Source organism: Pseudomonas kilonensis (genome assembly GCF_001269885.1).
Classification (GTDB): Bacteria; Pseudomonadota; Gammaproteobacteria; order Pseudomonadales; family Pseudomonadaceae; genus Aquipseudomonas; species Aquipseudomonas kilonensis.
The window spans coordinates 864,033-886,743 of record NZ_LHVH01000017.1 but is presented as its reverse complement, the minus strand read 5'-3'; the positions used below and the strand labels follow the sequence as shown (position 1 = coordinate 886,743).

Here is a 22,711-nt window from a genome sequence, read left to right as displayed (position 1 = left end):
TCAGCGGTCTCGCGAAAGGATAGCGGAACTGGCAGCGACGCTATGCATTACGTTGCGTACTACATCGGTGGTCGCCAGAAACTCTCCCTTTGTCAAATCACCCACAACAAAAAGCCCGGGAATTTCATTATGACGGTTGGAAAGTGCTTGATAAGTTAGCGGATTAATGGAAACACCGCCCAACGGGTGGGTCGTGATCGAGCCATTGGCTAACATATTCTTCAACAAGGGTACTTCTTTGAGATCCATCTCCCCATAACCAACACCACGTCCATCGATCAAATACTGGACATTTAAGCACTCATTTCGACCATGATAAATATCAAAGCCCTGCTCAGTAGCCTCAACCCCCTGTAAATCAGAGTAAATCTCTAATTGTTCACCTTGCATTAATTGCAGTATACGTACGGCACTAAACACAGGGAACGCCGCTAGATACGTCATCCAAGGTCCATAGTATTTTGTCATGAACTCGGCTTTCTCTGGATCACTTAGTCTCGCCCACAACTTATCTATGACCGAATAAGAGGCCAACAAAACGCTTTGCCACAGGTGATTACCCCGCGAGCAACTGCTTATTTCTCGCTCAAGCTCCTCGGTCCGTGTCGCTCCGGGTTTTGCTAGGGCATCCCAGTCAATGAGACCATTTGTGACCCTATCGAGTTCTTTTTTATGGTGCGTAAGAATGGACTCAAGTGTTTGGTTTTTTTCATTAAGCAGAGCTGTGATAAACGTGCTTGGATCATAGCCAGAGTGCTCAGCAATAACCTTGGGTAGTTTGCCAGTTCTGGACACCATTGTTATTCTTCCAATATGGCCTTTTTCTTGGAGTGCCAGTGCCGCATCGATCGCCGTTAACCGAGAACCTATAATCCCCACCGTGGCATGGATCGGTATGTCCATAGCTTGATAGGGAGAGCAGAAAAAATTTTGGGGGGCATTGGATAGCAACGGAAACCTAGGTGCATGCCCGATACAAATAATAACTTTGTCAAAAATCTCTTTGGTGCCGTTGCTAAACTCCACGGAAAACTTACCAACAGACTGAATAGGTGTCACACAGGAAACCGACGTATTAATAAGTTCCGCAAAGGAGGCGCCGTTCAATGCTCGCTGCAACTGATGACCTACATACAATCCAAATAAGCGCCGCGACGAAAACTCTGACCATGCCTGTTCTTCATCTGGGAAATATTCTTGCCATAACGATTGATTTTTTGCGCGCCACTCGACGAATTCTAGAGGATTATCAGGATTAATACTCATGACTGAAGCAGGCAGATTGATAAGATGACTGTTATAGCCAGTACCAAAAGCTAGACCTGAGCCCGGTTTTCGCCCATCGGCTATAACGTACTCAAGTACGGAATACTGTGTTTCGAGCTGAGTGTATAGCCGAATGAACAGACTAACTCCCGTAGGCCCCGCACCGACTTGAAGAATTCTCACTTGGCCACCCCCGCTTGCAATGTGATGGCTATCCTATTCGCTTCAACTCGATCTATCTTCCCGCTCATGGTCACCGGCAAGTCCTTGGTGAAGTAAATATCGTTACTGCTGACAGGATAATCCTCAAGATTGGAAACATGCTCGGCGATTGCTTCGCGCTTAAGCCTGGCACTAGTCGGCTTGAGCTTTACCAGCAGAAGTATTTTTTTATTTAAATCGTGCCGCGTTGTGGTGGCGACGCACTCCAATATATCTTCATGGGCGCGCAAGTGCGCCTCTAACTCTGTGAGATCTATGAGTTTTCCGTGTACTTTAATCCGAGCATCGGCGCGGCCATGAAGATTGAAATTTTGCCCATCATATGAAGCCAGGTCGCCCGTCCGATACCATCGAGCATGGCGGCCAAGCGGTAGACGACGCAGATATCGACCTGATGTTCTGACGTCATGGTGCAAATACCCCTGACCAACACCACCTCCGCCAATGTAGAGTTCTCCCACCTCATGGAGATCAGTATGCGTACCGTCATCCTTTAGAATCGTAATTAAAGTGCACGGAAAGGGCACACCAATAGGAAGAGGAGCATCATTTTGGAGCTTACTTAGCGCTTCATGGGTAGCCTCAAAATAGGTGCTATCTATGGTTGTTTCGGTCGTCCCATATGAAAACACCAAGCGACAGTCGTCAGAGATTATTTTACGAACATCCTTAAACTCCCTAACACGCATAACATCAGACCCAGCAATCAGCAGTTTAAAACTACTCAGCTTTACGTTATTTCTTAACGCATAACCGTAGAGTTCCCTAAGAATAATTGGAGTGAACTCAGCACACTCTATCTGGTAGGTGATAATAAATTCAGCCAAGTTTTCAACAACATATTTCTCGGCTGAAGTAGGCACGTAGATTATGGCCCCAGAGCAAAGCCCACGAAGCCAGTCACCAGCAAACACGTCAAAGGAAAGGCTGGCGAACTGGAGATGCCTTTTGAGTTTTTTCAATTGATAGATCTCGTCCCACCCCCTGAATATTTCAATCAGATTGGCGTGCCCAATAGCTACTCCTTTGGGGTCTCCAGTTGAGCCGGAGGTGAACATAATGTAGGCCAAGGGATGGTAACGTTGTGTGAGCGCAGCGTAGGAAGCAGGTATAGGCAGTTCCTTATAGTGGACAAACTCAGGATCATCGCTTTGCCAAATATAAGGAAGGTCTTGTTCGGATAGAACAAACTCGACATTAGCTACGGCCAAGGTACGTTGTATTTTTGCAGGAGGCAGAGAGGCGTCTATTGGACAGTAGATGCACCCCGCGTGTAGACACCCCAACATAGAAGCAAGCGCATCGCCAATATTATTTTGCATAATAGCGATGACGCTGCCGACCTCCACACCTCTGCCTTGAATGTAAGTAGATACCTTATAAATTTTATCTCTTAGCTCTTGATATGTGACAACACTATCACCTACCACAATAGCTGCCGTATCGGGTGAGGAATAACAGTGACCCAACACAAGATCAAGTATCGAATCATGAGGAACTGCCTGAGACATAAAAAACCCTTATATTTATAATTTTGGCGCATCAAGCTTTAAGCGTAATGCTATTAACCAAAGAGCACCTTGACCTAGCAATTAGAAACAAGGCACACCAGCGCTGGGCATAATTTCACTGGAGGCATACCTGAATCAGCTATTTCGTGCGAAATATAAATTCCGAAGGCCGCAGCAAATTATCCACCACTGAGAGTGGTGAACCCGTAGACACACACCGAGGTAAATAATTAGGGAGACAGCTTGTTAAAACAACAAACATACGCGAGACAAAATCCAGGCGTTATCCTAATCATTTTCCGCCTTCCTTGGCTGTCATCTGAACCCAATGTTTAGCGGTTGTTGTTTTTCCTGTCAACCCTCACCTATTTGTTTAGGCCAACTAACCTTGCACAGTGGGCATTTCAAAGTCATTCGCAAAAGCTACAAAATGTAACGACGCCTTCGCAAGCAGCTGAGAAGCTGCCACTCCCATACAACAAAGATATATCTAAAGTACGCACTATAAAAAAGTAAGACTCCAATATTTTGTAGTTCTACTGAGACATGACTTCACCGGGCAAAAAAATCTTGTCAGACAAGAATGTCAGATATCTAAACAGGCGCGCTTTTCAGGGGCTGACATGCAGGAACCCTGCGGTGCCGGGCGAACACGAGACTTTGTCAACGGGGCGGGGTCAGGGAGAGAAGCGATGAACGTAGGGCGATTCGCTAAATTCAGATGCCCATGAACCCGTCACGGAATTCACATCGGCCCTTCTTAAATCCGCAACATCCTGTCGTTAACGTTCGTCCCATCTCCTGACGGAGATCGCTAGAGTGCACCGGGACCAGCCAGGATCGAACCAAAGGACTTGAAGAGACTCTGAGCAATGCCCCCGAAGATTCGACGCGGCGTAATGACAGGGAAACCACCCGAGGCCAACCGCTTCGCGGTGCCAGGGTTTGTCAGCCTGACTCAAGAGTGCTGAAGAAAAACTATTCGATGATGAACCCACTGAATTTCGCCAGGCGCTTCAAACACCGTTCGTGGCTGGTGCTGCCGACGCTGCTGGTGGTCTGTGGACTGGTGCTGTCGCTGGAATCCAGCGTCAGCCGCGCCCAGCCGGCCGACGGCGTGCAGACGTTGGTGTTCCTGCGCCACGCCGAGAAACCCGCCGGAGGCCTGGGCCAGCTCAACTGCCAGGGCCTCAACCGCGCCATCGACCTGGCCACCCTGCTGCCGGAAAAATTCGGCAAGGCCGACTACGTGTTCGCGGCCAACCCGACCCGCAATGTCGAAGAGGGTGAGCTGGACAATTCCTACAGTTATATTCGCCCGCTGATGACCATCAGCCCCAGTGCCATCAAGCTCGGGTTGCCGGTGAACATCAATTATTCAGCCAACGACACCAGCGACCTCGCTGATGAACTGCTGGACGACAAGTACCACAACGCCACCATCTATACCGCCTGGTCACATGGCTACCTGCCAGAGTTGATCAACAAGGTCGCCGGGGAGGCCGTGGGCAAGAAGCAGACCATTACCGATGACTGGGCGTCAGGCGATTTTGATTCGCTGTACGTGCTGACCCTGACCTGGCACAACGGCAAGGCCAGCCTCTCTAGTCAGAGCTACAAGCAAGGCTTGGATAATGGCCAGGAGACCTGCCCGACCTGATCAGTCGCTATTTCCCTTTGTGGGAGCGAGCTTGCTCGCGATAGCGTCAGACCCATTGATATTGATGTGACTGAAATACCGCTATCGCGAGCAAGCTCGCTCCCACAGGGATTGACAGTGGATATCAAACCTGTGGTCACCCGCCCCGGGCCGCCCGCTCCCGCAGATATTCCAACACCGCCGCCTGTTCCCCCGAGAACTCGATCCGCAAGCCCTTCTTTTCCCGCTGGAACACGTACATCGGGTCGTAATACTCACGCAACAAGCCTTCGATCCAACCGCGATGCAAGTCGACGGCGCCGCTGTTGGCCTGCTCGGCCAGGGCGGCTTCCAGAATGTTCATCAAACGCCGGTGACGGTCGCCGCCCAGGCGCTTGTGGATGTTGTCCAGGCTGGCCAGCAACCGCTCGGAAAACAACGAGAAACCTTCGTCGCCATGTACAGCGACAAATTCCGCACACAGGTCGATGACGTAATCCTGCAGGATCCGCTCGACCCGATGCTCCAGGCTGTCTTCCAGCCAGACCATCGGAACCTGCTGCATGCGCTGGTACAAAGGCAGCGGCAAGGCGCAACTGCCGACCGCACGACTCTCATCTTCCAGCACGAATTGTTCGATGCCGGCGGCGCGTTTTTTCAGTACGTCCACGGCCAGGCGGTTTTCAAAATCGATGTTGGAAGGCTGGCCGGTGGCGCGTTTGCCGAAGCTGGAACCGCGATGGTTGGCATAACCTTCCAGATCCAGGCTGTTGCTCAGTTGGCCCAGCGCTTCGGTCTTGCCGGTGCCGGTCATGCCGCCCAGCAGCACCAGGTCGCACTGGGCAACCGCCTGCTCGACCGTGTCCAGCAAGAAGGTGCGCATGGCCTTGTAGCCACCGCCGACCCTGGGGTAATCAATGCCCGCTTCGTCCTTGAGCCATTGCTGGACGATCTGCGAACGCAAGCCTCCGCGAAAGCAATACAGCAAGCCGTCGGGATGGGTCTTGGCGAACTCGGCCCAGGCCTGGATGCGCTGGGCCTTGGTTTCGCCGGACACCAGTTGATGCCCCAGGACAATGGCGGCCTGCTGCCCCTGCTGTTTGTAGCAGGTACCGACGCGTTGCCGTTCGCTGTCGGTCATCAACGGGAGATTGACCACGCCGGGGAACGCCCCCTTGATGAATTCGATCGGGGCGCGTGTGTCCATCATCGGCCGGTCATTGAGGAAGATGTCGCGGTAATCGGTGATGTCATGGCTCATCAAGACACCTCGACCGCGTAACTCTGTCGCTCGACCAGTTCGCCGATAGGTTCCAGCGCCAGCCCGAGTTCAGCGGCCACCCGCAGGAACTCGATCTCGCCTTCAGGGGTGACGGCAATCAGCAGGCCACCGCTGGTCTGCGGGTCGCACAACACGCGCTTGTGCAGTTCCTGGACCCGACCGACCTTGCTGGCGTAGCTGTCGTAGTTGCGCAGCGTACCGCCCGGTACACACCCCAGGTCGAGGTAGTACTCGACGCCCGGCAGGCGCGGCACCGCGTCATAGCGGATGCGCGCGGTCAGTTGGCTGCCGTCGGCCATTTCCACCAGGTGCCCGAGCAGGCCGAAACCGGTGACGTCGGTCATCGCCGTCACTCCGTCGAGCTTGCCGAAGCGGCTGCCGGGTTTGTTGAGGGTGCACATCCAGTCACGGGCCAGGCCAACATCGGCGGCGCGCAACTTGCCTTTCTTTTCCGCCGTGGTGAGGATGCCGATGCCCAAGGGCTTGGTCAGGTACAGGCGGCAACCGGCGGTGGCCGTGTCGTTGCGTTTCATGTGGCGCTTTTGCACCAGGCCTGTGACCGCCAGGCCGAAAATCGGCTCGGGCGCGTCGATCGAATGCCCACCGGCCAGGGGGATACCGGCCTCATCACACACGGACCGACCGCCGCGAATCACGTCCCGGGCAATTTCCGGGGCCAATACGTTGACTGGCCAGCCGAGAATCGCGATGGCCATCAGCGGATCCCCTCCCATGGCGTAGATGTCGCTGATGGCATTGGTGGCGGCGATGCGTCCGAAATCGAAGGGATCGTCGACAATCGGCATGAAAAAATCGGTGGTCGAGACCACGCCACGCTCCTCGTCGATGGCGTACACCGCCGCATCGTCCCGCGAAGCATTGCCGACCCACAGCTTGGGATCAAGGTTCTGCGCACCGCTACCGGCCAGGATCACTTCCAGTACCTGGGGCGAAATCTTGCAGCCGCAGCCGGCGCCGTGGCTGTACTGGGTCAGGCGAATCGGCTCGCTCATGGGCATACCTCTGGTCAGTCAAGATGGCCGATTCTATCAGCAACGCCGCCGACCCAGTGCCGCGTCGAACATTCACCGCTGCCAACAGAACAAGAACAAAGCCTGAATTGCGTTTTACGCTGGTGGGCCGCTACTTTCACAACGGCGGCAACTGGCAGGACGGCAGTGAGCTTAACTTTGGCGATGGCCACTTCCGCGCCCGCTCCGACGGCTGGGGATACTACGCCGGGGTTGGCTATCAATTCTGAGCACACCGTAGAAGCACACTTCGAATCCATGGAGGTCACGAATACATGATCAATCGCCTGTCTATTTCAATCGGCCTGGCCTGCACGGCCCTGTTCTGCTCGACCGCCGGGGCCGCACCGCCGCTTCAACCCAAAGTGATGCTGATCACGATGTTCGCCCCCGAGGCTCAGAACTGGATCGATCGCCTCGAACTCAAGACTGAAATCCGCGTGCCGGGACTGTCCGCCGAATACCCGACGATCCGCTGCAATGCCGAGCGGGTCTGCCTGCTGATCACCGGCATGGGCCAGACCAACGCCGCAGCCTCGACACTGGCCCTGGCGCTCTCCCCCACCGTCGACCTGCGCAAAAGCTATTTCCTGGTGGCCGGGATCGCCGGCATCAACCCACACCACGGCACGCTTGGCACGACGGCCTGGGCCCATTACCTGGTGGAGTTCGGCACCCAATGGGAGCTGGATTCGCGGGATGTACCCAAGGACTGGCCCACCGGCTACCTGGGCATCAACACCAAGGGGCCGAATGAAAAGCCGCCGCTGGACTACAAGACGGAAGTCTTCGAACTCAACCCGGCCCTGCAAGCCAAGGCCTTTGCCCTCAGCCAGAAGGTGACCTTGGCGGAAAGCAAGGAATCGGCGGCCTGGCGCTTGAAGTATCCGTACGCCCCGGCCAACCAACCACCGGTGGTGACCCGCTGCGACACCCTGGCCGGCAACACCTGGTTCTCCGGTACCCGCCTGAGCGAGCGCGCCGAAGTCTGGACTCGCCTGCTCACCGACAACAAGGGCGTCTACTGCACCACCCAACAGGAAGACAACTCCACCTACGAGGCCTTGCTCCGGGCCAGCCGCGAAGGTCGGGTGGACATCAACCGGCTGGCCGTTCTGCGGGCCGGGTCCGATTTCGACCGCCCCGAGCCCGGCGGCAACGAAGTGGACAACCTGCTCAAATACGCCGACCAGGGCGCGTTCGTCCCTGCGTTGGAAAACCTGTTCCGCACCGGCAACCCGCTGGTGCAGGACATTGTGAAGAACTGGTCGGCGTGGAAAGACGGCGTGCCTGGCGTTTGATCACCAGCCGCGCCGGCTCTTGGGGAGAAGGAAGCGATCTGTGGGAGCAAGGCTTGCCCGCGATGCAGTCGACGCGGTCCTTTGTGAACCGAGGCGCCTGCATCGCGGGCAAGGCTTGCTCCCACAGGTTGGGGCTAATCTCTACGGATCACTCAATGGAATTTTCCATTGCGGGAAGAATCACTTGAACATCAGCCGTGCGTACCCATCCAGGAGACCGCCGATGTCCCTCGACCCTGCTGCCGACAGCACTCACCTTGATTACGGCCTCGACACGCTGTTTGGTCGTGACACCAAAAGTGTCGACTGCGAGTTCGACGTCAAACGCCTCGATGACGGCGAACCGCCCTGGTTCGCGCTGCACGTGCGACCACCACTGCCGGCGGATCTGGATAAAGCCCAGATCGTGGTGTTCAACGCCGAAGGCCGGCGCATCAGCGGTATTGTCCGGCGAACCGAGCGCCTGGCCGACGACAGCCTGCAATTGGACGTGGAACCCGACTGAGTGTTTCAGGCCGGGCTCCCTCGCTGGTCGAGCGCTTCCTTACACGTATGCGGCGAAGTACTCAGTCGAACTTGACCAGGTTCAGCACCGGCAACGGCCCACCCGGGAATTGAGTCAAGCGTGCGCCAACGCTCAATGGGCCCAGGTCCACACCGAAGAATCCCAGCCGATCGATCAACTGCGCGACTTCCCCACGGGCCTGCTCATCGTCGCCAGTCAGGAATAGCACGCGCTTGCCGCCTTCGGACGCTGGATCAGCCTCCAGCAGGCGCGCCAACATGTGGTTGAACGCCTTGACCACCCGTGCCCCCGGCACCCATTCGCTGAACACCTCGGTAGAAGCCCGGCCTTGCAGATCAATCGCCTCGAACTCCGGGACTTTGATTGCGTTGTTGGCATCGATCACGATTCGTCCGGCAAAGTCCGGCAAGCCATTCAGCGCCTGGGGCAACTTCGGCCAGTTGACGGCCACCAGCACCATGGGTTGGGCAGCGGCTTGCTGCACGGTGCCGGCGCGGACGGTGGGGCCGAGCTCGGCGACCAACTCGGCCAGGCTTTCGGGGCCGCGGCTGTTGGCAATCACGACGTTGATGTTCTGACGGGCCAAGGCCCGGGCAAATGCACTGCCAATGGCGCCTGCGCCGATGATGCCGATGGTGTCGATGCTGCTCATGTCGTATGTCCTCACAGTTGGATAACCCTGGGCGGTGATGTCCGCCGTTGAGGTGCATATTGCCCTTGCTATTACGTGATGATTAGCCAGTAATACGTTGAATCATTTTCAAGCATTACTATCAGGTCACTTTGATGGAAAGCCTCGCCAATCTCGAATGCTTTGCCCGCAGTGCCGAAACCGGCAGTTTCTCGGCGGCCGCCAGGTTGCTGGCCCTGACGCCCGCGGCCGTGAGCCGCAATGTGGCAATGCTGGAGCGAAACCTGGGGGTGCGGCTGTTCCAGCGCTCGACCCGCAAGCTGTCCTTGACCGAGAACGGCGAACACTTCCTGGCCAGCATCGGCACGCATCTCGAAGCCTTGCAGGCCGCCATCGGCGCCGTGACCACTGAACGTGGCGAGCCGGCCGGGGTATTGCGCCTCAGCCTGTCACCAAGCTTCGGCATCGGCCATGTGCTGCCGTTGATGCCACAATTTCTGGCCCTCCACCCATTGATCCGCCCGCAATGGCATTTCGAGAACCGACGGGTAGACCTGATCGCCGAAGGTTTCGACGCAGCGATTGGCGGCGGCTTCGAACTGACGCCTGGCGTGATCTCGCGAACCTTGGCGCCGGCACATCTGGTCGCGGTAGCCAGCCCAGCCTACCTGGCCGCACGCGCCTGCCCCGAGCACCCGGAAGATCTGACCCACTTCGATAACATCGTGCTGCGCTCCAGCCTCACCGGGCGCGTACGTCAGGCCACGATGCGTAACGCCGCCGGTTTCGAGTCGGCGTTGCGGCTGCCTGAATCCATCATTCTCAACGACCCGGTCGCCATGCGCGAAGCCACCTTGCTGGGCCTGGGCATTTCGCTGCTGACCGTGCCGGACGTGCTGCCCTGGCTGGAGCGCGGCGAACTGGTACGGCTGCTGCCGGACTGGTACATGGACCTTGGCGTGATTTCCCTCTATTACCCCAGCCGCACGCTGATCCCGGCCAAGACTCGCGCCTTTATCGACTTCATCACCGAACACTTCGAGCGTGAGGGATTGGCGCAGCGTTTCAGTGCTGCGCGGGGTTGAGCCTTAGGGTCTTTCGTGCCAGTTCTGCCGCCATCGCGAGCAAGCTCGCTCACAGAGGGCTTGTGTCGAACCAAATATCGAGACCAGCCCCCCACACTGTGTGCGAGCTTGCTCGCGATAACGTCAGCCCAGCCTCCCCCAACCTCGTGGCGAACAAGCTCGCCCCCACAGTGGGTTTGCGACGCGGGCGGTGCTAACGTGGCGCCTCGAGGACTGACAAGGATGACCGCGTGCTGCTGCTCAAATTGCTGGTGATTCCCGCGTTCCTGCTGCTGATTTCCCTGGCGGGCAGGCGCTGGGGACCGAGTGTGGCCGGCTGGCTCTCGGGGTTGCCAGTCGTGGTGGGGCCGATTCTGTTGTTCCTGGCCATAGAACAAGGCGAGCTGTTTGCCGCACAGTCGGCGACCGCGGCGTTGGCAGCGATGTTCGCGATGATTGCCTTCTGCGTGGTGTACGCCCAGGTCGCCCAGCATCGCAACTGGCCCTGGGCGCTGGGCATCGCGCTAGGCGTCTGGACCCTGGTGGCGTTGATCCTGTCCTGGCTACCGGCTTCGCTGCCGTTGTCGAGCCTGATCGCCCTGGCCGCGCTGCTGGCGGCGCCGTATCTGTTCCCCACGGTCCGGCCGGTGATGAACGGGCCGGCGGCCAAATCCGACAAACTGCTGCTGCGCATGATCGCCGGCGCGCTGTTGACCCTGGCGGTGACGCTGCTGGCCAGCACCGTGGGCGAACGTTGGAGCGGGTTGCTGGCGGTGTTCCCGGTGCTGGGCAGTGTCATGGCGGTGTTCTCCCAACAAACCCGGGGGCCGGCCTTCACCGCCGCGCTGCTGCGGGCGACGGCCACCGGCATGTATTGCTTCGCCGCCTTCTGCCTGACCCTGGCCCTCGCCCTGCCGGTGCTGGGCATGCCCGCCTTTGCCTTGGGCGTCGCGGTGTCGATGGCCATGTTGCTGGTGACCCGACGGCTGCTGGTGCGGGCACCGCCCGGCGACACCGCACACCTTTCACCAAAATGACGGTCTCTTCTGCACTGGCGCTGGAGTCAGGTGCGACGCCCGTGGGATGATCGGCCTCCAGGCACGACCATCTGTGGAGCGTTTCAATGTCATTGCTGAGTAAACAAGCCGCCGCCCTGTTGCTGGGGGCCATCGCCAGTCTGGTCGTGGTATCCGCCCAAGCGGCCCCGGCCAAACCTGCCGGCGATGCACCGGCGCAGAAAGTGTCGATGCTCGGCGGCAAGTTCACCTTCACCTTGCCCAAGGGCTTCACGGCGACGCCGCTACCCGCCGGTGAAGTGGCCCAGGGCACCGCTGGGGCGACAGGGACGATGTACAGCAATGCCACCAGCAGAACCGTGGTGATTGCCGCGGAGAACACCATCGTCAACGGTACGAATGTGAAGGACGATGATGGTGCGTTCCTCGACACCACCATGGCCGACTTCGCCGCCCAGCGCATCAAGGCCCTGCCGGACGCCAAGATCCTCAGCGAAAAAAGCCTGAAGCAAAAAGGCACCGGCCTGGGCCTGCGCCAGCTCGACACCAGCGCGACCCAGGGCGGCGGACCCACCCTCGACACCACCTTGCTGGGCGCCTCCGGCACGCGCATGGCCGTGGTGCAAATCATCTCCCGGGCCAGCGACAAGGCCGGTCATGAAGCGTTGGTGAAACAGATCGCCAGCGGTAAGTAACAAGCACCCTGTGGGAGCGAGCTTGCTCCGGGCGGCGATCCGACGATGGCATCGGCACATCCTGGCATTGATGCAAGCTGATCCACCGCTATCGCGAGCAAGCTCAGCTCCCACAGGGTCCACAACCACCGCAAAATGTGTGCGAGCTTGCTCCGGGCGGCGATCCGACGATGGCGTCGGCACATCCTGGCATTGATGCAGCTGATCCACCGCTATCGCGAGCAAGCTCAGCTCCCACAGGGTCCACAACCACCGCCAAATGTGGGAGCGAGCTTGCTCCGGGCGGCGATCCGACGATGGCGTCGGCACATCCTGGCATTGATGCAGCTGATCCACCGCTATCGCGAGCAAGCTCAGCTCCCACAGGGTCCACAACCACCGCAAAATGTGGGAGCGAGCTTGCTCCGGGCGGCGATCCGACGATGGCATCGGCACATCCTGGCATTGATGCAAGCTGATCCACCGCTATCGCGAGCAAGCTCAGCTCCCACAGGGTTTCGCCCACAGGGACTTAAGGTGGTCAGGGATTGAGCCGTTCCAGCCAGGCCCGCAGGTCCTGCACTTCCAGGGCGCTGATGCTGTGGCCCACACCCGGGTAGGCATGGAATTCCGGTTCCAGCGCCAGGGTCTTCAGGAAGGTGTTGGCCTCGGTGCCATCGTGGTAGGGAATGATCGGGTCTGCCGTGCCATGGCCGATGAACACCGCCAGTGCCCGGCGCGATTCATTGGGGGTCAGCTCCGCACGCAACACCGACAGGACCCGCCCGCCCATCGCGGCAATACCATCGACGGCTTCGGGGTGTCGCAACGCAACTTCGTAGCTCATCATCGCGCCCTGGCTGAACCCTACCAGGTAGACCTTGCTCGCGTCGGTCGAGTACTTGGCCCGAGCCTTGTCGATGAAGTCCAAGAGCATCTGGCCGCTGGCCTTCAGGTCCGAGGTGTCACCGTCATAGGCACCCTCGCCCTTTTTCGCGAACCACTGATAACGGTCCTGTTCCATGCTCTTCGGTGCCCGCACCGAGAGGTAGTTGTAGTCCCGAGGCAACTCGCCCCTGAGTTCGAACAGGTCCTGTTCGTTGCTGCCGGAGCCGTGCAGGAAGATCACCAGCGGGCGGTTGCCGGCTTGCTCATCGGCTTGGGCCAGGTAGTTGAGCGGCAAGTCCGTGTGCAGCGAGGGTTGGGCCTGCAACCCGGACGAGACCAGCAATAGAAACAGAGCGAGCGCTTTAAACATCAACCTTCCTCCATCGTTCGATAGCCGCACGACAAAAAGCGTGCGGTGAGGTAGACAGCACTTATCAGTCGTTGCTCAATTTCCCCGTACGAATCGGCTCACGCCCGGCGACTTTTGCCTGCCAGATGCCCGGCTGGGTGTAGCGCCCGCGGTCCAGGGCGAACAGCACGCCACTGGTGCCAGCCCGCACGGTGGTGACCCGATCACTCAACGGATCGACCACTTCGAACAGCGGATCGCCCTGCTCCACCCATTCGCCAGCCTCGCGCAGAAAGCTCACCACGCCATGGTGCGGCGCGAACAGGTATTGAGTGCCTTCGAACGGAAAGCCTTCGCAGCACTCGGCGGGTGCGGATGGCCAGTCCCCGGCGATAAACCCCTGCTCGGCCAAAAAACCGAGAATGGCTTCACAATTGGCCTGGGCCTGTTCCACCCGGGTGTCGCCCATGCTGCCCAGCTCCAGCGTCGTCGCCAGGTTCGCCGCTGGGATCGCCGCCGCAGGAAAGGCTTTGGCCAGGCGCAACCAGGGTGAAGAGCAGGACTCGTCGAACGAACTGCCACCGGAATCTTCACTCAGCAACGCCACCCCGGCCTTCAGGCGTGCGGCCAGGGAGCGCCATTGCGGCCACTGTTGCGGCAAGGCATACAAATGGATCGCGGCCTCGAAATCGCAATGCAGGTCCAGGGTGATGTCGGCGTCGCAGGCATGGCGCAGCAGCAGGCGATGCAGCGCTTCAAGTTGCGAAGGCGACGCCGGCAGGTCGTCGAGAACCTGGGCCATGGTCTGGCGGATCAAGGTGATATTGGCGGCCGGGTCATCACCCAGGCGATCACCAATGCGTTGCGCCACCGGTGCACTGAGTTCCACGAAAGAGCGGTTGAAATTCTTGCCGCTGCCCAGTTCGAAACGCCCCATGTGGGCGCTTTGCAGATGTTGATCCAGGCCGATGGGATTGGCCACCGGCACCAGCTCGATCACCCCTTTGAGCAGGCCTTGCGCCTCGAGGTCGTTGAGCCGCTGCTTCAGCTCCCAGGCAGTACGCATGCCCGGCAGTTCGTCGGCGTGCAGGCTGGCCTGGATGTAGGCCTTGCGCGGGCCATGGCCATAACGAAACACACTGAGCCGGCGCTCGGTGCCCAGGTGGCTCCATGGCAGGGTATGGTCGATGCGTTGCATGAAATCTCCAAATGACTAGGCTGCGATCTTTTGATCTTTCGCTCTGGACTCAACTGGCAGTGGAAAGATCGCAGCCTCGCTTCGCTCGACAGCTCCTACAGCAGCGCCTACCGATTAATGCCCGTAGACATCAAAAGCGAAGTATTTGTCCTGCACCTTCTTGTACGTGCCATTGGCGCGGATTTCGCTGATGGCGGCGTTGAATTTATCGGCCAAGGCCTTATCGCCCTTGCGCACCGCAATGCCGGCGCCACCGCCGAAGTATTTCGCGTCTTCATAGGTCGGGCCCACGAAGGCAAAGCCTTTGCCGGCATCGGTCTTCAGGAAACCGTCGTCGAGGTTGACCGAGTCGGCCAGCATGGCGTCGAGACGACCGGCGACCATGTCCAGGTTGGCTTCCTGCTGGGAGCCGTAGCGCACCAGGTTGATCCCGGCAGGCACCAGCACTTCGGTGGCGAAACGGTCGTGGGTACTGGCACGTAGCACACCGACTTTCTTGCCCTTGAGCTCGGTCAGCGGGTCCTTGACCTCGGAGCCTTCCTTCATCACGAAACGCGCCGGGGTGTGGTAGTACTTGATGGTGAAATCGACGTTTTTCTTGCGGTCGTCGGTGATGGTCATGGACGACAGGATCGCATCGATCTTCTTCACTTTCAGCGCGGGGATCAGGCCATCGAACTCCTGCTCGACCCAGGTGCACTTGACCTTCATCTGCTCGCAGAGGGCGTCGCCGATATCGACATCGAAGCCGGTCAGCTTGCCATCGGCGGTTTTCATCGAAAACGGCGGATAACCGGCCTCGATCCCGAGGCGGATCGGCTTGGCGTCTTCGGCCACGGCCGACAGGGACAATACGGACAGTGCCAGGGCACCGAACATGGCTAGCTTGTTCATTTTCGCTCCTGAGTGCGCAGGTATTTTATTGATCGTTATAGGCAGATTCGTAGGCAGCGTTCGGTCAGGAAAAACCGAAGTGGCCGGAGTCTAGAGGGGCACTCGGGAGGGGAATTATGTTGAGGCGACAAATACTTATAAAAAGCCACTAATGCCGTGTTGTAACGCCGAAGTTCTGTAGGAGCGAGCTTGCTCGCGATCGCGGTGCGTCAGCGTGCCTCAATGCCAAATGTGCCGCCGTCATCGCGAGCAAGCTCGCTCCCACAAAAAGCTGTTTGCGCTGTCTCAGCAGTCGCAGCTGATCGCCTCGTCCGCCATGCGCTCCACTGTGCCGCTCAGGCGAAAGCCTTCATCGAGCCAGCCCATGACGCCGCCGATCATTTCCTTGACCGGGTATCCCAACGTTGCCAGGCGCACTGCCGCCTTGTTCGCGCCATTGCAATGCGGGCCGGCGCAATACACCACGAACAGGGTGGTCTTGGCATAGGCGGCCAGTGCCTGGGCGGTGAGAGTGCGGGTTGGCAGGTTGATCGCCCCGGGTACGTGGCCGCGTTCGTAGGCCAGTGGTCCGCGTACATCCACCAGCACAAAATCGATGTTGCCGGCCTGTTGGCTGGCATGAACGTCGGAACAATCGGTTTCGAATGTCAGGCGACGGCTGAAATGCTGCAGGGCGATATCGGAGGGGGCAGCAGGCACTTCGCGAACCAGGCTGGTCATGGGCGTGTACTCCAGGATAGATAAGGCGTGAAGAGACTTTATCCCCCCAATGCTTACCGCTACAGTGGCGCACAAGACACTCTGTGGGAATTTTCCGCCAAATGCAGCCTAACCCTGGTCTGGTCGCGATCCTCGCCTACGACGGCCTGTGTACTTTCGAATTCGGTGTCGCCGTCGAGATCTTCGGATTGGAGCGACCGGAATTCGATTTCCCCTGGTACACGCATCGGATCGTCGCGGTCGATGACGGCCCGATGCGCGCCATGGGCGGCTTCCAGGTATTGGCTGATGGCGGCATGGAACTGCTCGAAACCGCCCGGACCATTGTCGTGCCAGGCTGGCGCAACCGCAGCGAGCCACCGTCCCCGGCGTTGCTCGAGGCACTGCGCAGGGCCCACGCCCGTGGTGCGCGCCTGCTGTCGATCTGCTCCGGTGCCTTCGTACTCGCCGCCGCCGGGCTGCTCGATGGCCTGGGCGCCACGACTCATTGGCGCTACACCGACGAACTGGCCGCAAGCTTTCCGGCCGTGCGAGTAGACCCGGATGTGCTGTACGTGGATTCAGGACAGGTCATCACCTCGGCGGGCAGCGCCGCCGGTATCGATGCCTGCCTGCACCTGGTGGCACGGGACTATGGCATCCAGGTCGCCAACTGCGTGGCACGCCGGTTGGTGATGTCGCCGCAACGTACGGGCGGCCAGGCGCAGTTCATTCCCTCACCGGTCAGCCGCACGCCACGCAGCGACCTGTCGAGTGTCATGCAATGGGCCCGCGAACGCCTGCACGAACCCCTCGGCGTGCGCGAACTGGCCAGCCAGGCGGCCATGAGCGAACGCACCTTCCTGCGCCATTTCACCCAGGCCTGCGGCGTGTCGCCCAAGGCCTGGCTGCAACATGAACGCCTGGCCCGGGCCCGCGAGTTGCTGGAAAGCACCGGGGACAACACCGATAACATCGCGCAACTGTGCGGCTACCGCTCGGTGGAAAGCTTTCGCGTGGCGTTTCGCAGCGTCGTGGGGTTGGCGCCGTCGGTGTATCGGGAGCGGTTTGGGCGGGGGTAAAGAGCCTACTGGCGATGAAGCTGTCGAACGCTGCTGTGGTGAGGGCATTTATGTGGGAGCAAAGCTTGCTCGCGATATGAGCACCTCGATTTCTGGAAGACCGCATCGCCTGTATCGCGGGCAAGCCTTGCTCCCACATACCCTCTCGCCACAAGGTGATGCGCAAGCGTCATTGAGGCTTGCGCAACAAATAAGTATCCATGATCCAGCCATTGGCCTTGCGCGCGGCCTTGCGGGTGCGCTCGATGTCATCGGCCACATCCCCCAGGCGGCCGGCGATAAGGATTTCATCCGGCGTCCCCACATAGGCTCCCCAGTAGATCTGCGTCTCGGGATCGCTCACCTGGCGATAGGCGTCCTCGGCATCGAGCATCACCACCACACTCGCCGCGTCGCCCACCTGCCCCGCCGCCAACCGGCGTCCGGTGGTGATTTCCAGCGAGCCGCCAATGCTGTTCAACGGCACTTTATGCCGGGCGGCCAGGGCCTGGACGCTGGTGATGCCGGGGATCACCTCGAATTCGAAGGCGCAGCGGCCCGCGTCGAGAATCGCCTGCAAGATGCGCACCGTACTGTCGTACAACGCCGGATCGCCCCACACCAGAAAACCACCCCGTTGACCGTCGGACAGTTCTTCATTGATCAAGCGTTCGAAGGTGGCCTGTTTAGCCCGGTTCAAGGCTTCGACGCTGTCCTTGTAGTCCAGGTCGCCGCGTTGGCGTTCCGGGCTGTAGGCTTCGACGAAACGGTAGGTGCGATCAACGATGTAGCGCCGACAGACTTCGCGCCGCAGGTCCAACAGTTTGTCCTTGGCCGGGCCTTTGTCCATGAGGAAGACCACGTCCAAGCGGTTCAAGGCTTTCACTGCCTGCATCGTCAGTTGATCCGGATCGCCGGCCCCAATGCCAATGACTGACAACGTCTTCATCGCGGCGACTCCTGGTCAGGTCCCTGGGTGCGTAATCGCCATACGCCGTTGAAACGCAATTCGAGGGTGGACAACGGTTCAATGTCGATCCGGTTGAATGTGGCGGCCGGGCAGCCCAAGACATTCACCAGGGCTGCGCGGATCACGAAGGGGTGGGTGACGGCCAGCAGATGTCCGGGCCGGGTTTCCAGACTGGCCAGCCAATTCCCGACACGGCGACACAACTGGGCGACAGATTCACCACCATGGGGGGCCGCCTCGACATCATCGAGCCAACTCTGCAGGGCTTGCGGTTCAGCCTGGAGCAAGTCATCGATGGACAACCCGCGCCAGCGTCCCAGATCGCAATCGGCCAGGGCCAGGTCCTGCTCGGGCTCGTCGCCGAACAAGGCGGCGGTCTGGCGCGTGCGCAGTTCCGGCCCGCACAGCAGTTGCCGGACATTTCGGTAGTGGTGGTCGATCTGCGCGCGGCGTGCCAGCCAGTCGGCGTCCAGCGGTTCGTCCAGGCCAAAGCGCGCCTGCTTCTGGGCGGTGGTGCGGGCGTGGCAGATCAAGGTCAGGCGAGTGGCTTGCACACTGGATTCTCAGGCAATCGGAAGGGTCGCACGGGCGGGATATTCACGCACTTAGCTGTACAGCACCTTATACGAAATCAAATAAGTGAGACAAAAAGGCGTTATGTCCGACATCGTCAGAAGCATCGACTGACATACCCGGTCTACCCAGCCGGGACCAACTCCTACAAGGGTTTCGCACAATATTGGAGCATTTTAAACGGAACGTAAAAACCACTGGACATGTAGCACCAGCTACATAAATACTGTTTTCAGGAGTTATGAAAGAAATTCAACACCCATCCTGGCAAGGAGCACGGATGCCACCTCTCAGAGACCTGATCACCGATCCCGGCCTGGTTTTGACGCCGTCGGAACGCAAGGTCGTACGTGCCCTGCTCGATCACTACCCACGCAACGGCCTCGGCCCGATGTCACGCCTGGCAGACCATGCCGGTGTCAGCGACCCGACCATCGTGCGGCTGGTGAAAAAACTCGGGTTTGGCGGTTACGCCGAATTCCAGGATGCACTGCTCAGTGACATGGACCATCGCCTGCGCTCCCCCCGCACCCTGTTGAAACCGCGGGCCAAATTGCAGCAAGGCGATACCTGGAGCCAGTACCTGGCCGCCAGTCAACGCCACCTCATCGACACCCAGGCCCTGACCCAGCCCGAAGACGTGCGCATTCTCGTGCAGTGGTTGCTCGACAGCCGCCATCAGGTGCATTGCTTCGGCGGGCGTTTCAGCAGCTTCCTGGCCCACTACCTGCTCAACCATTTGCGGCTGTTGCGCGCCGGCTGTTTTGCCCTGGAAGACAACGCCCAACTGCCTGACCGGCTGTTCGACGTGCAGCGCCAGGATGTGGTGCTGATCTTCGATTACCGCCGCTACCAGGCCCAGGCCCTGCGCGTGGCCAGCGCGGCCAAGGAACGGCACGCCCGGGTCGTTCTGTTCAGCGACGTCTACGCCTCGCCATTGCGCGAGCTGTCCGACCTGATCATCAGCGCCCCGGTGGAATCGATCTCGGCCTTCGACAGCCTGGTGCCGGCGCTGGCCCAGGTCGAGGCGCTGATTGCCTGCCTGACCCTGCAATGCCCCGAGCTGGCCGAACGCCTGGAAGGCATCGATGCCTTGCGCACGGAATTCAACACGCACCTGTTGGAGGAAAAATAAGGATGTTCTCGCTCCCCCACCGCTCGCCCCGGGATTTGCCGTTCACCTGCCAGCACACCGCCTTGCTGCTGGTGGACATGCAACGCGCCTGGCTGGAACCGCAATTCGATGCCCACCTGCACACCCAGGAGGCCGAGTATTTCATTCAGCGGGCCCGCCAGCAGGTCATCCCCAACCAGCAGCGCTTGCTCGGCGCGATGCGCGAAGGGCTGCACAACGTGTTGCACACCCACATCGAAAGCCTCACCGCCGATGGCCGCGACCGTTCCCTGGATCACAAGCTGTCGGACATGCACCTGCCCAAGGGCAGCCCCGAGGCGCAGATCATTGCCGAACTGGCGCCGCTGGAAAACGAAATCGTGCTGCCCAAGACCTCCTCCGGGGTCTTCAATTCCACCAACATCGACTACGTGCTGCGCAACCTGCAGACCCGCCACTTGATCGTTGCAGGCATCGTCACCGACCAGTGCGTCGATATGGCCGTGCGCGACGCCGCCGATCGCGGCTACCTGGTCACACTGGTGGAAGATGCCTGCGCCACCTACACCGAACAACGGCACCTGGCGTGCCTGAACGCAATCAAGGGTTATTGCTGGATCACCGATACCGACACCGTGCTCGCGCGGTTGCAGGAGATGCAGCCATGAGCCGCCTCGATCCTGCCGCCGTCCTCGCCCCGCTGCCCGTCACGACCCTGGTGACCACCGACCTGATCGGCGTGACCCGTGGGCGCTCGTTTCCCAGCGATGAATTGCCCCACTACGTCACCGCGGGCTGTGGCTGGGTGCCGGCCAACAGCGCGCTGACGCCCCAGGACATCATCGCTTCGGCCAACCCCTGGGGCGCTTATGGCGACCTGCGGCTGGTGCCGGACCTGTCCAGCCGGGTGACCGTCAACAACGGCCCCGACGCCCAGGCGCCTGCCCTCGACTTCATCCATTGCGACATTCGGGAGACCGACGGCCGCCCCTGGAGCGCCTGCCCGCGCACGCTGTTGCAGGACGAAGTGGAGCGTTATCGCGGCGAACTGGGCTTGCAGGTTTTCGCCGCGTTCGAGCATGAATTCAACCTGCTTGCCACGCCTGCGCAGCCTGATCGCCTGGCCTTCAGCCTCCAGGCCCAGCGCCAGCAGGCCGAATTCGCCGGGTGGTTGCTCAGTGCCCTGCGGGCCGGCGGTGTCGAGCCGGAAATGTTCCTGCCGGAATATGGCCAGCATCAATACGAAATCACCTGCCGCCCGACCTTGGGCGTGGCCGCTGCCGACCGAGCCGTGAACGTCCGGGAAATCACCCGCGAGATCGCCCGGCAAATGGGCCTGGACCTGAGCTTCGCCCCCAAGACCGCGGAACACGCCGTGTGCAACGGCGTGCATTTGCACCTGAGCCTGCAAGACCTGAGCGCGGACCCGGTGCTGCATGACGCCGCCAGCAGTAATGGCTTGTCCAGCCTCGGCCAGCATTGGGCCGCTGGTGTGCTGCACTATCTGCCTGCCCTATGTGCGTTGACTGCGCCGACGCCGGTGTCCTACGAGCGCCTGCAACCTCATCACTGGAGCGCGTCCTATGCGTGCCTGGGACAGCGCAACCGCGAAGCGGCGCTGCGCATCTGCCCGACCGTGAGCCTGAGCGGCAAACCGCTGGCGAACCAGTACAACCTGGAGTTCCGTGCCATGGACGCCACCGCCTCGCCACACCTGGCGATGGCGGCACTGCTGATTGCCGGGCGACTGGGTATCCAGCAACGGCTGGCCTTGAACGCTGTCACTGATGAAATACCCGATGAGCTGGATGAAGCACAACGTCGTGCCCGTGGCATTATCGCCCTGCCGACAACCCTGGCCCAGGCACTGGACTGCCTGCGCCACAGCGGGGCGCTGCTCGAGACCCTGCCCGGTCCGCTGGTCGAAACCTACTTCGCCTTGAAGGCCCAGGAGCTGGCCTTGACCGAGGCGCTGTCACCTGCCGAGCGTTGTGAGCACTATGCACGAATCTATTGAATGTGCTGAATCAGGCCTCTACACCAAGCCCCCCTACCGACTGGCCCGGGAGGACTCCGAACACCCGGTGCTGCTGGTGTGCGAGCACGCCAGCCGCTTCATTCCCGATGCGCTGAACGACCTGGGCCTGGATGAAACCGCGTCCCAGGAGCACATTGCCTGGGACATTGGCGCCCTGCACCTGGCCGAACGCCTGTCCGAAACCCTCGGCGCGACCTTGCTGGCTGCCAATTACTCACGGCTGTTAATTGACCTCAACCGGCCGCTGCATGTGCCGGACAGCATTCCGGCCCAGAGCGAGATCTACCAGGTCCCGGGCAACCATGACCTGGACGAGGCCACGCGCGAATATCGCCAGCAGTGTCTGTTCCATCCCTTCCATGATCGGTTGCGGGCATTGATCGACCAGCGCCTGGCCGCCAACCGGCCGGTGCGCGTGGTGGGCATCCACAGTTTCACCCCGGTGTTCTACGGCCAGCCGCGCGCCCTCGAAGCGGGCGTGCTGTTCGGCGAAGCCAAGGAATACGCCCAGCACATCGTCGACGGGCTAGGCCGGCATTCGCTGCGAGCAGCGGGCAACCAACCCTACAAGATCAACCCCCTGACCGACATGACGGTCCCGGTGCACGGCGATGGCCGCGGCCTGGACTCGGTGTTGATCGAAGTGCGCAACGACCAACTGCGCAGCCCCGAGGCGGTGCGGACCTGGAGCGCCTACCTGGCACCCCTGCTGTAGCGCGGCAGCGGCAAGTTCCCCGCGACAGACAGCAAGCAAGCGCAACCCA

General features: G+C 60.0%; 22 protein-coding genes and 1 pseudogene. 12 read left to right on the top strand and 11 right to left on the bottom strand.

What is annotated here, in order from left to right; all coding sequences use genetic code 11:
• The gene (locus AD662_RS28415; RefSeq protein ID WP_074849629.1) at positions 1–1,449 is read right to left on the bottom strand and encodes an FAD/NAD(P)-binding protein; all 1,449 of its coding nucleotides are present in this window, start codon (positions 1,447–1,449) and stop codon (positions 1–3) included.
• The gene (locus AD662_RS10530; RefSeq protein WP_074849627.1) at positions 1,446–2,999 is read right to left on the bottom strand and encodes an AMP-binding protein; all 1,554 of its coding nucleotides are present in this window, start codon (positions 2,997–2,999) and stop codon (positions 1,446–1,448) included. Before AD662_RS10530 ends, AD662_RS28415 begins: the two co-directional genes overlap by 4 nt.
• A 985-nt stretch (positions 3,000–3,984) precedes the next feature.
• On the opposite strand from AD662_RS10530, the gene AD662_RS10525 reads away from it, so the two are divergent.
• Positions 3,985–4,659, top strand: a complete 675-nt coding sequence (locus tag AD662_RS10525; RefSeq protein WP_018611465.1) for a hypothetical protein — start codon at positions 3,985–3,987, stop codon at positions 4,657–4,659.
• A 136-nt stretch (positions 4,660–4,795) separates the two neighbouring features.
• Here the strand turns inward: AD662_RS10525 and mnmH are convergent, their stop codons facing one another.
• Together mnmH and selD are read right to left on the bottom strand one after the other, a co-directional pair.
• A complete protein-coding gene (gene mnmH / locus AD662_RS10520) occupies positions 4,796–5,899 on the bottom strand; it encodes a tRNA 2-selenouridine(34) synthase MnmH (RefSeq protein ID WP_018611467.1) in 1,104 nt (367 codons plus the stop codon).
• A complete protein-coding gene (gene selD / locus AD662_RS10515) occupies positions 5,899–6,933 on the bottom strand; it encodes a selenide, water dikinase SelD (RefSeq protein ID WP_024618015.1) in 1,035 nt (344 codons plus the stop codon). Before selD ends, mnmH begins: the two co-directional genes overlap by 1 nt.
• 107 nt (positions 6,934–7,040) lie before the next feature.
• On the opposite strand from selD, the pseudogene AD662_RS29275 reads away from it, so the two are divergent.
• From AD662_RS29275 to AD662_RS10505, 3 genes and pseudogenes are all read left to right on the top strand, one after another.
• A pseudogene (locus tag AD662_RS29275) lies at positions 7,041–7,181 on the top strand (nucleoside-specific channel-forming protein Tsx); the annotation flags it as partial.
• A gap of 45 nt (positions 7,182–7,226) precedes the next feature.
• Positions 7,227–8,252, top strand: a complete 1,026-nt coding sequence (locus AD662_RS10510; RefSeq protein WP_053187037.1) for a purine-nucleoside phosphorylase — start codon at positions 7,227–7,229, stop codon at positions 8,250–8,252.
• A 223-nt stretch (positions 8,253–8,475) separates the two neighbouring features.
• Positions 8,476–8,757: a hypothetical protein gene (locus tag AD662_RS10505; RefSeq protein WP_018611472.1), complete on the top strand. Its 282-nt coding sequence runs from the start codon at positions 8,476–8,478 to the stop codon at positions 8,755–8,757.
• 61 nt (positions 8,758–8,818) lie between these two features.
• Here the strand turns inward: AD662_RS10505 and AD662_RS10500 are convergent, their stop codons facing one another.
• The gene (locus tag AD662_RS10500) at positions 8,819–9,421 is read right to left on the bottom strand and encodes an NADPH-dependent F420 reductase (RefSeq protein WP_033062826.1); all 603 of its coding nucleotides are present in this window, start codon (positions 9,419–9,421) and stop codon (positions 8,819–8,821) included.
• Between the two features lie 143 nt (positions 9,422–9,564).
• Between AD662_RS10500 and AD662_RS10495 the strand changes: the two genes are divergently transcribed.
• From AD662_RS10495 to AD662_RS10485, 3 genes are all read left to right on the top strand, one after another.
• Entirely contained in the window at positions 9,565–10,494 is a 930-nt protein-coding gene (locus AD662_RS10495; protein ID WP_053187034.1) for a LysR family transcriptional regulator, read from the top strand.
• Between the two features lie 230 nt (positions 10,495–10,724).
• The gene (locus AD662_RS10490) at positions 10,725–11,510 is read left to right on the top strand and encodes a hypothetical protein (protein WP_018611477.1); all 786 of its coding nucleotides are present in this window, start codon (positions 10,725–10,727) and stop codon (positions 11,508–11,510) included.
• 86 nt (positions 11,511–11,596) lie between these two features.
• Positions 11,597–12,184: a DcrB/PsbP domain-containing protein gene (locus AD662_RS10485; RefSeq protein WP_018611479.1), complete on the top strand. Its 588-nt coding sequence runs from the start codon at positions 11,597–11,599 to the stop codon at positions 12,182–12,184.
• Between the two features lie 520 nt (positions 12,185–12,704).
• Here the strand turns inward: AD662_RS10485 and AD662_RS10480 are convergent.
• From AD662_RS10480 to AD662_RS10465, 4 genes are all read right to left on the bottom strand, one after another.
• Positions 12,705–13,421 carry an alpha/beta hydrolase gene (locus AD662_RS10480; protein WP_053187030.1) on the bottom strand — a complete coding sequence of 239 codons (717 nt, stop codon included), beginning with the start codon at positions 13,419–13,421 and terminating at the stop codon, positions 12,705–12,707.
• Positions 13,422–13,485: 64 nt separating this feature from the next.
• Positions 13,486–14,598 carry a M14 family metallopeptidase gene (locus tag AD662_RS10475; RefSeq protein WP_053187027.1) on the bottom strand — a complete coding sequence of 371 codons (1,113 nt, stop codon included), beginning with the start codon at positions 14,596–14,598 and terminating at the stop codon, positions 13,486–13,488.
• 114 nt (positions 14,599–14,712) lie between these two features.
• Positions 14,713–15,492: an ABC transporter substrate-binding protein gene (locus AD662_RS10470; protein ID WP_053187024.1), complete on the bottom strand. Its 780-nt coding sequence runs from the start codon at positions 15,490–15,492 to the stop codon at positions 14,713–14,715.
• Positions 15,493–15,777: 285 nt separating this feature from the next.
• Complete coding sequence (locus AD662_RS10465) at positions 15,778–16,212, bottom strand: rhodanese-like domain-containing protein (protein WP_018611488.1); 435 nt, start codon at positions 16,210–16,212, stop codon at positions 15,778–15,780.
• A 101-nt stretch (positions 16,213–16,313) separates the two neighbouring features.
• Here AD662_RS10465 and ftrA point away from each other — a divergent pair, with 101 nt between their 5' ends.
• Positions 16,314–17,273, top strand: coding sequence for a transcriptional regulator FtrA (ftrA, locus tag AD662_RS10460; protein WP_053187021.1), 960 nt, complete (start codon positions 16,314–16,316; stop codon positions 17,271–17,273).
• Between the two features lie 169 nt (positions 17,274–17,442).
• On the opposite strand, the gene cobF is transcribed toward ftrA, so the two are convergent.
• Together cobF and AD662_RS10450 are read right to left on the bottom strand one after the other, a co-directional pair.
• A complete protein-coding gene (gene cobF, locus AD662_RS10455) occupies positions 17,443–18,201 on the bottom strand; it encodes a precorrin-6A synthase (deacetylating) (RefSeq protein WP_053187020.1) in 759 nt (252 codons plus the stop codon).
• Positions 18,198–18,776: a histidine phosphatase family protein gene (locus AD662_RS10450; RefSeq protein ID WP_053187017.1), complete on the bottom strand. Its 579-nt coding sequence runs from the start codon at positions 18,774–18,776 to the stop codon at positions 18,198–18,200. Before AD662_RS10450 ends, cobF begins: the two co-directional genes overlap by 4 nt.
• 299 nt (positions 18,777–19,075) lie before the next feature.
• Between AD662_RS10450 and AD662_RS10445 the strand changes: the two genes are divergently transcribed.
• The 4 genes from AD662_RS10445 to AD662_RS10430 are packed head-to-tail and all read left to right on the top strand — an operon-like array spanning position 19,076 to position 22,662.
• Positions 19,076–19,930, top strand: a complete 855-nt coding sequence (locus tag AD662_RS10445; RefSeq protein ID WP_024619146.1) for a MurR/RpiR family transcriptional regulator — start codon at positions 19,076–19,078, stop codon at positions 19,928–19,930.
• Positions 19,931–19,932: 2 nt separating this feature from the next.
• Positions 19,933–20,577, top strand: a complete 645-nt coding sequence (locus AD662_RS10440) for a cysteine hydrolase family protein (protein ID WP_053187014.1) — start codon at positions 19,933–19,935, stop codon at positions 20,575–20,577.
• Positions 20,574–21,926 (top strand): type I glutamate--ammonia ligase, encoded by a 1,353-nt coding sequence (locus tag AD662_RS10435; RefSeq protein WP_053187011.1) that lies wholly within the window; start codon positions 20,574–20,576, stop codon positions 21,924–21,926. Before AD662_RS10440 ends, AD662_RS10435 begins: the two co-directional genes overlap by 4 nt.
• On the top strand, positions 21,910–22,662 hold the full coding sequence (locus AD662_RS10430; protein ID WP_033062818.1) for an N-formylglutamate amidohydrolase: 753 nt from the start codon (positions 21,910–21,912) through the stop codon (positions 22,660–22,662). The genes AD662_RS10435 and AD662_RS10430 overlap by 17 nt, the downstream gene beginning before the upstream one ends.
• The last annotated feature ends 49 nt before the right edge of the window (positions 22,663–22,711 follow it).

Coding starts and splice junctions, on each gene's coding strand:
- selD (WP_024618015.1), bottom strand. CDS start 6,933: ATGAGCGAGCCGATTCGCCTGACCCAGTACAGCCACGGCGCCGGCTGC.
- cobF (WP_053187020.1), bottom strand. CDS start 18,201: ATGAAGACGTTGTCAGTCATTGGCATTGGGGCCGGCGATCCGGATCAA.
- AD662_RS10510 (WP_053187037.1), top strand. CDS start 7,227: ATGATCAATCGCCTGTCTATTTCAATCGGCCTGGCCTGCACGGCCCTG.
- AD662_RS10465 (WP_018611488.1), bottom strand. CDS start 16,212: ATGACCAGCCTGGTTCGCGAAGTGCCTGCTGCCCCCTCCGATATCGCC.
- AD662_RS10430 (WP_033062818.1), top strand. CDS start 21,910: ATGCACGAATCTATTGAATGTGCTGAATCAGGCCTCTACACCAAGCCC.
- AD662_RS10475 (WP_053187027.1), bottom strand. CDS start 14,598: ATGCAACGCATCGACCATACCCTGCCATGGAGCCACCTGGGCACCGAG.
- mnmH (WP_018611467.1), bottom strand. CDS start 5,899: ATGAGCCATGACATCACCGATTACCGCGACATCTTCCTCAATGACCGG.
- AD662_RS10505 (WP_018611472.1), top strand. CDS start 8,476: ATGTCCCTCGACCCTGCTGCCGACAGCACTCACCTTGATTACGGCCTC.
- AD662_RS10495 (WP_053187034.1), top strand. CDS start 9,565: ATGGAAAGCCTCGCCAATCTCGAATGCTTTGCCCGCAGTGCCGAAACC.
- AD662_RS10470 (WP_053187024.1), bottom strand. CDS start 15,492: ATGAACAAGCTAGCCATGTTCGGTGCCCTGGCACTGTCCGTATTGTCC.
- AD662_RS10525 (WP_018611465.1), top strand. CDS start 3,985: ATGATGAACCCACTGAATTTCGCCAGGCGCTTCAAACACCGTTCGTGG.
- AD662_RS10445 (WP_024619146.1), top strand. CDS start 19,076: ATGCCACCTCTCAGAGACCTGATCACCGATCCCGGCCTGGTTTTGACG.
- ftrA (WP_053187021.1), top strand. CDS start 16,314: ATGCAGCCTAACCCTGGTCTGGTCGCGATCCTCGCCTACGACGGCCTG.
- AD662_RS10530 (WP_074849627.1), bottom strand. CDS start 2,999: ATGTCTCAGGCAGTTCCTCATGATTCGATACTTGATCTTGTGTTGGGT.
- AD662_RS10480 (WP_053187030.1), bottom strand. CDS start 13,421: ATGTTTAAAGCGCTCGCTCTGTTTCTATTGCTGGTCTCGTCCGGGTTG.
- AD662_RS10485 (WP_018611479.1), top strand. CDS start 11,597: ATGTCATTGCTGAGTAAACAAGCCGCCGCCCTGTTGCTGGGGGCCATC.
- AD662_RS10435 (WP_053187011.1), top strand. CDS start 20,574: ATGAGCCGCCTCGATCCTGCCGCCGTCCTCGCCCCGCTGCCCGTCACG.
- AD662_RS10440 (WP_053187014.1), top strand. CDS start 19,933: ATGTTCTCGCTCCCCCACCGCTCGCCCCGGGATTTGCCGTTCACCTGC.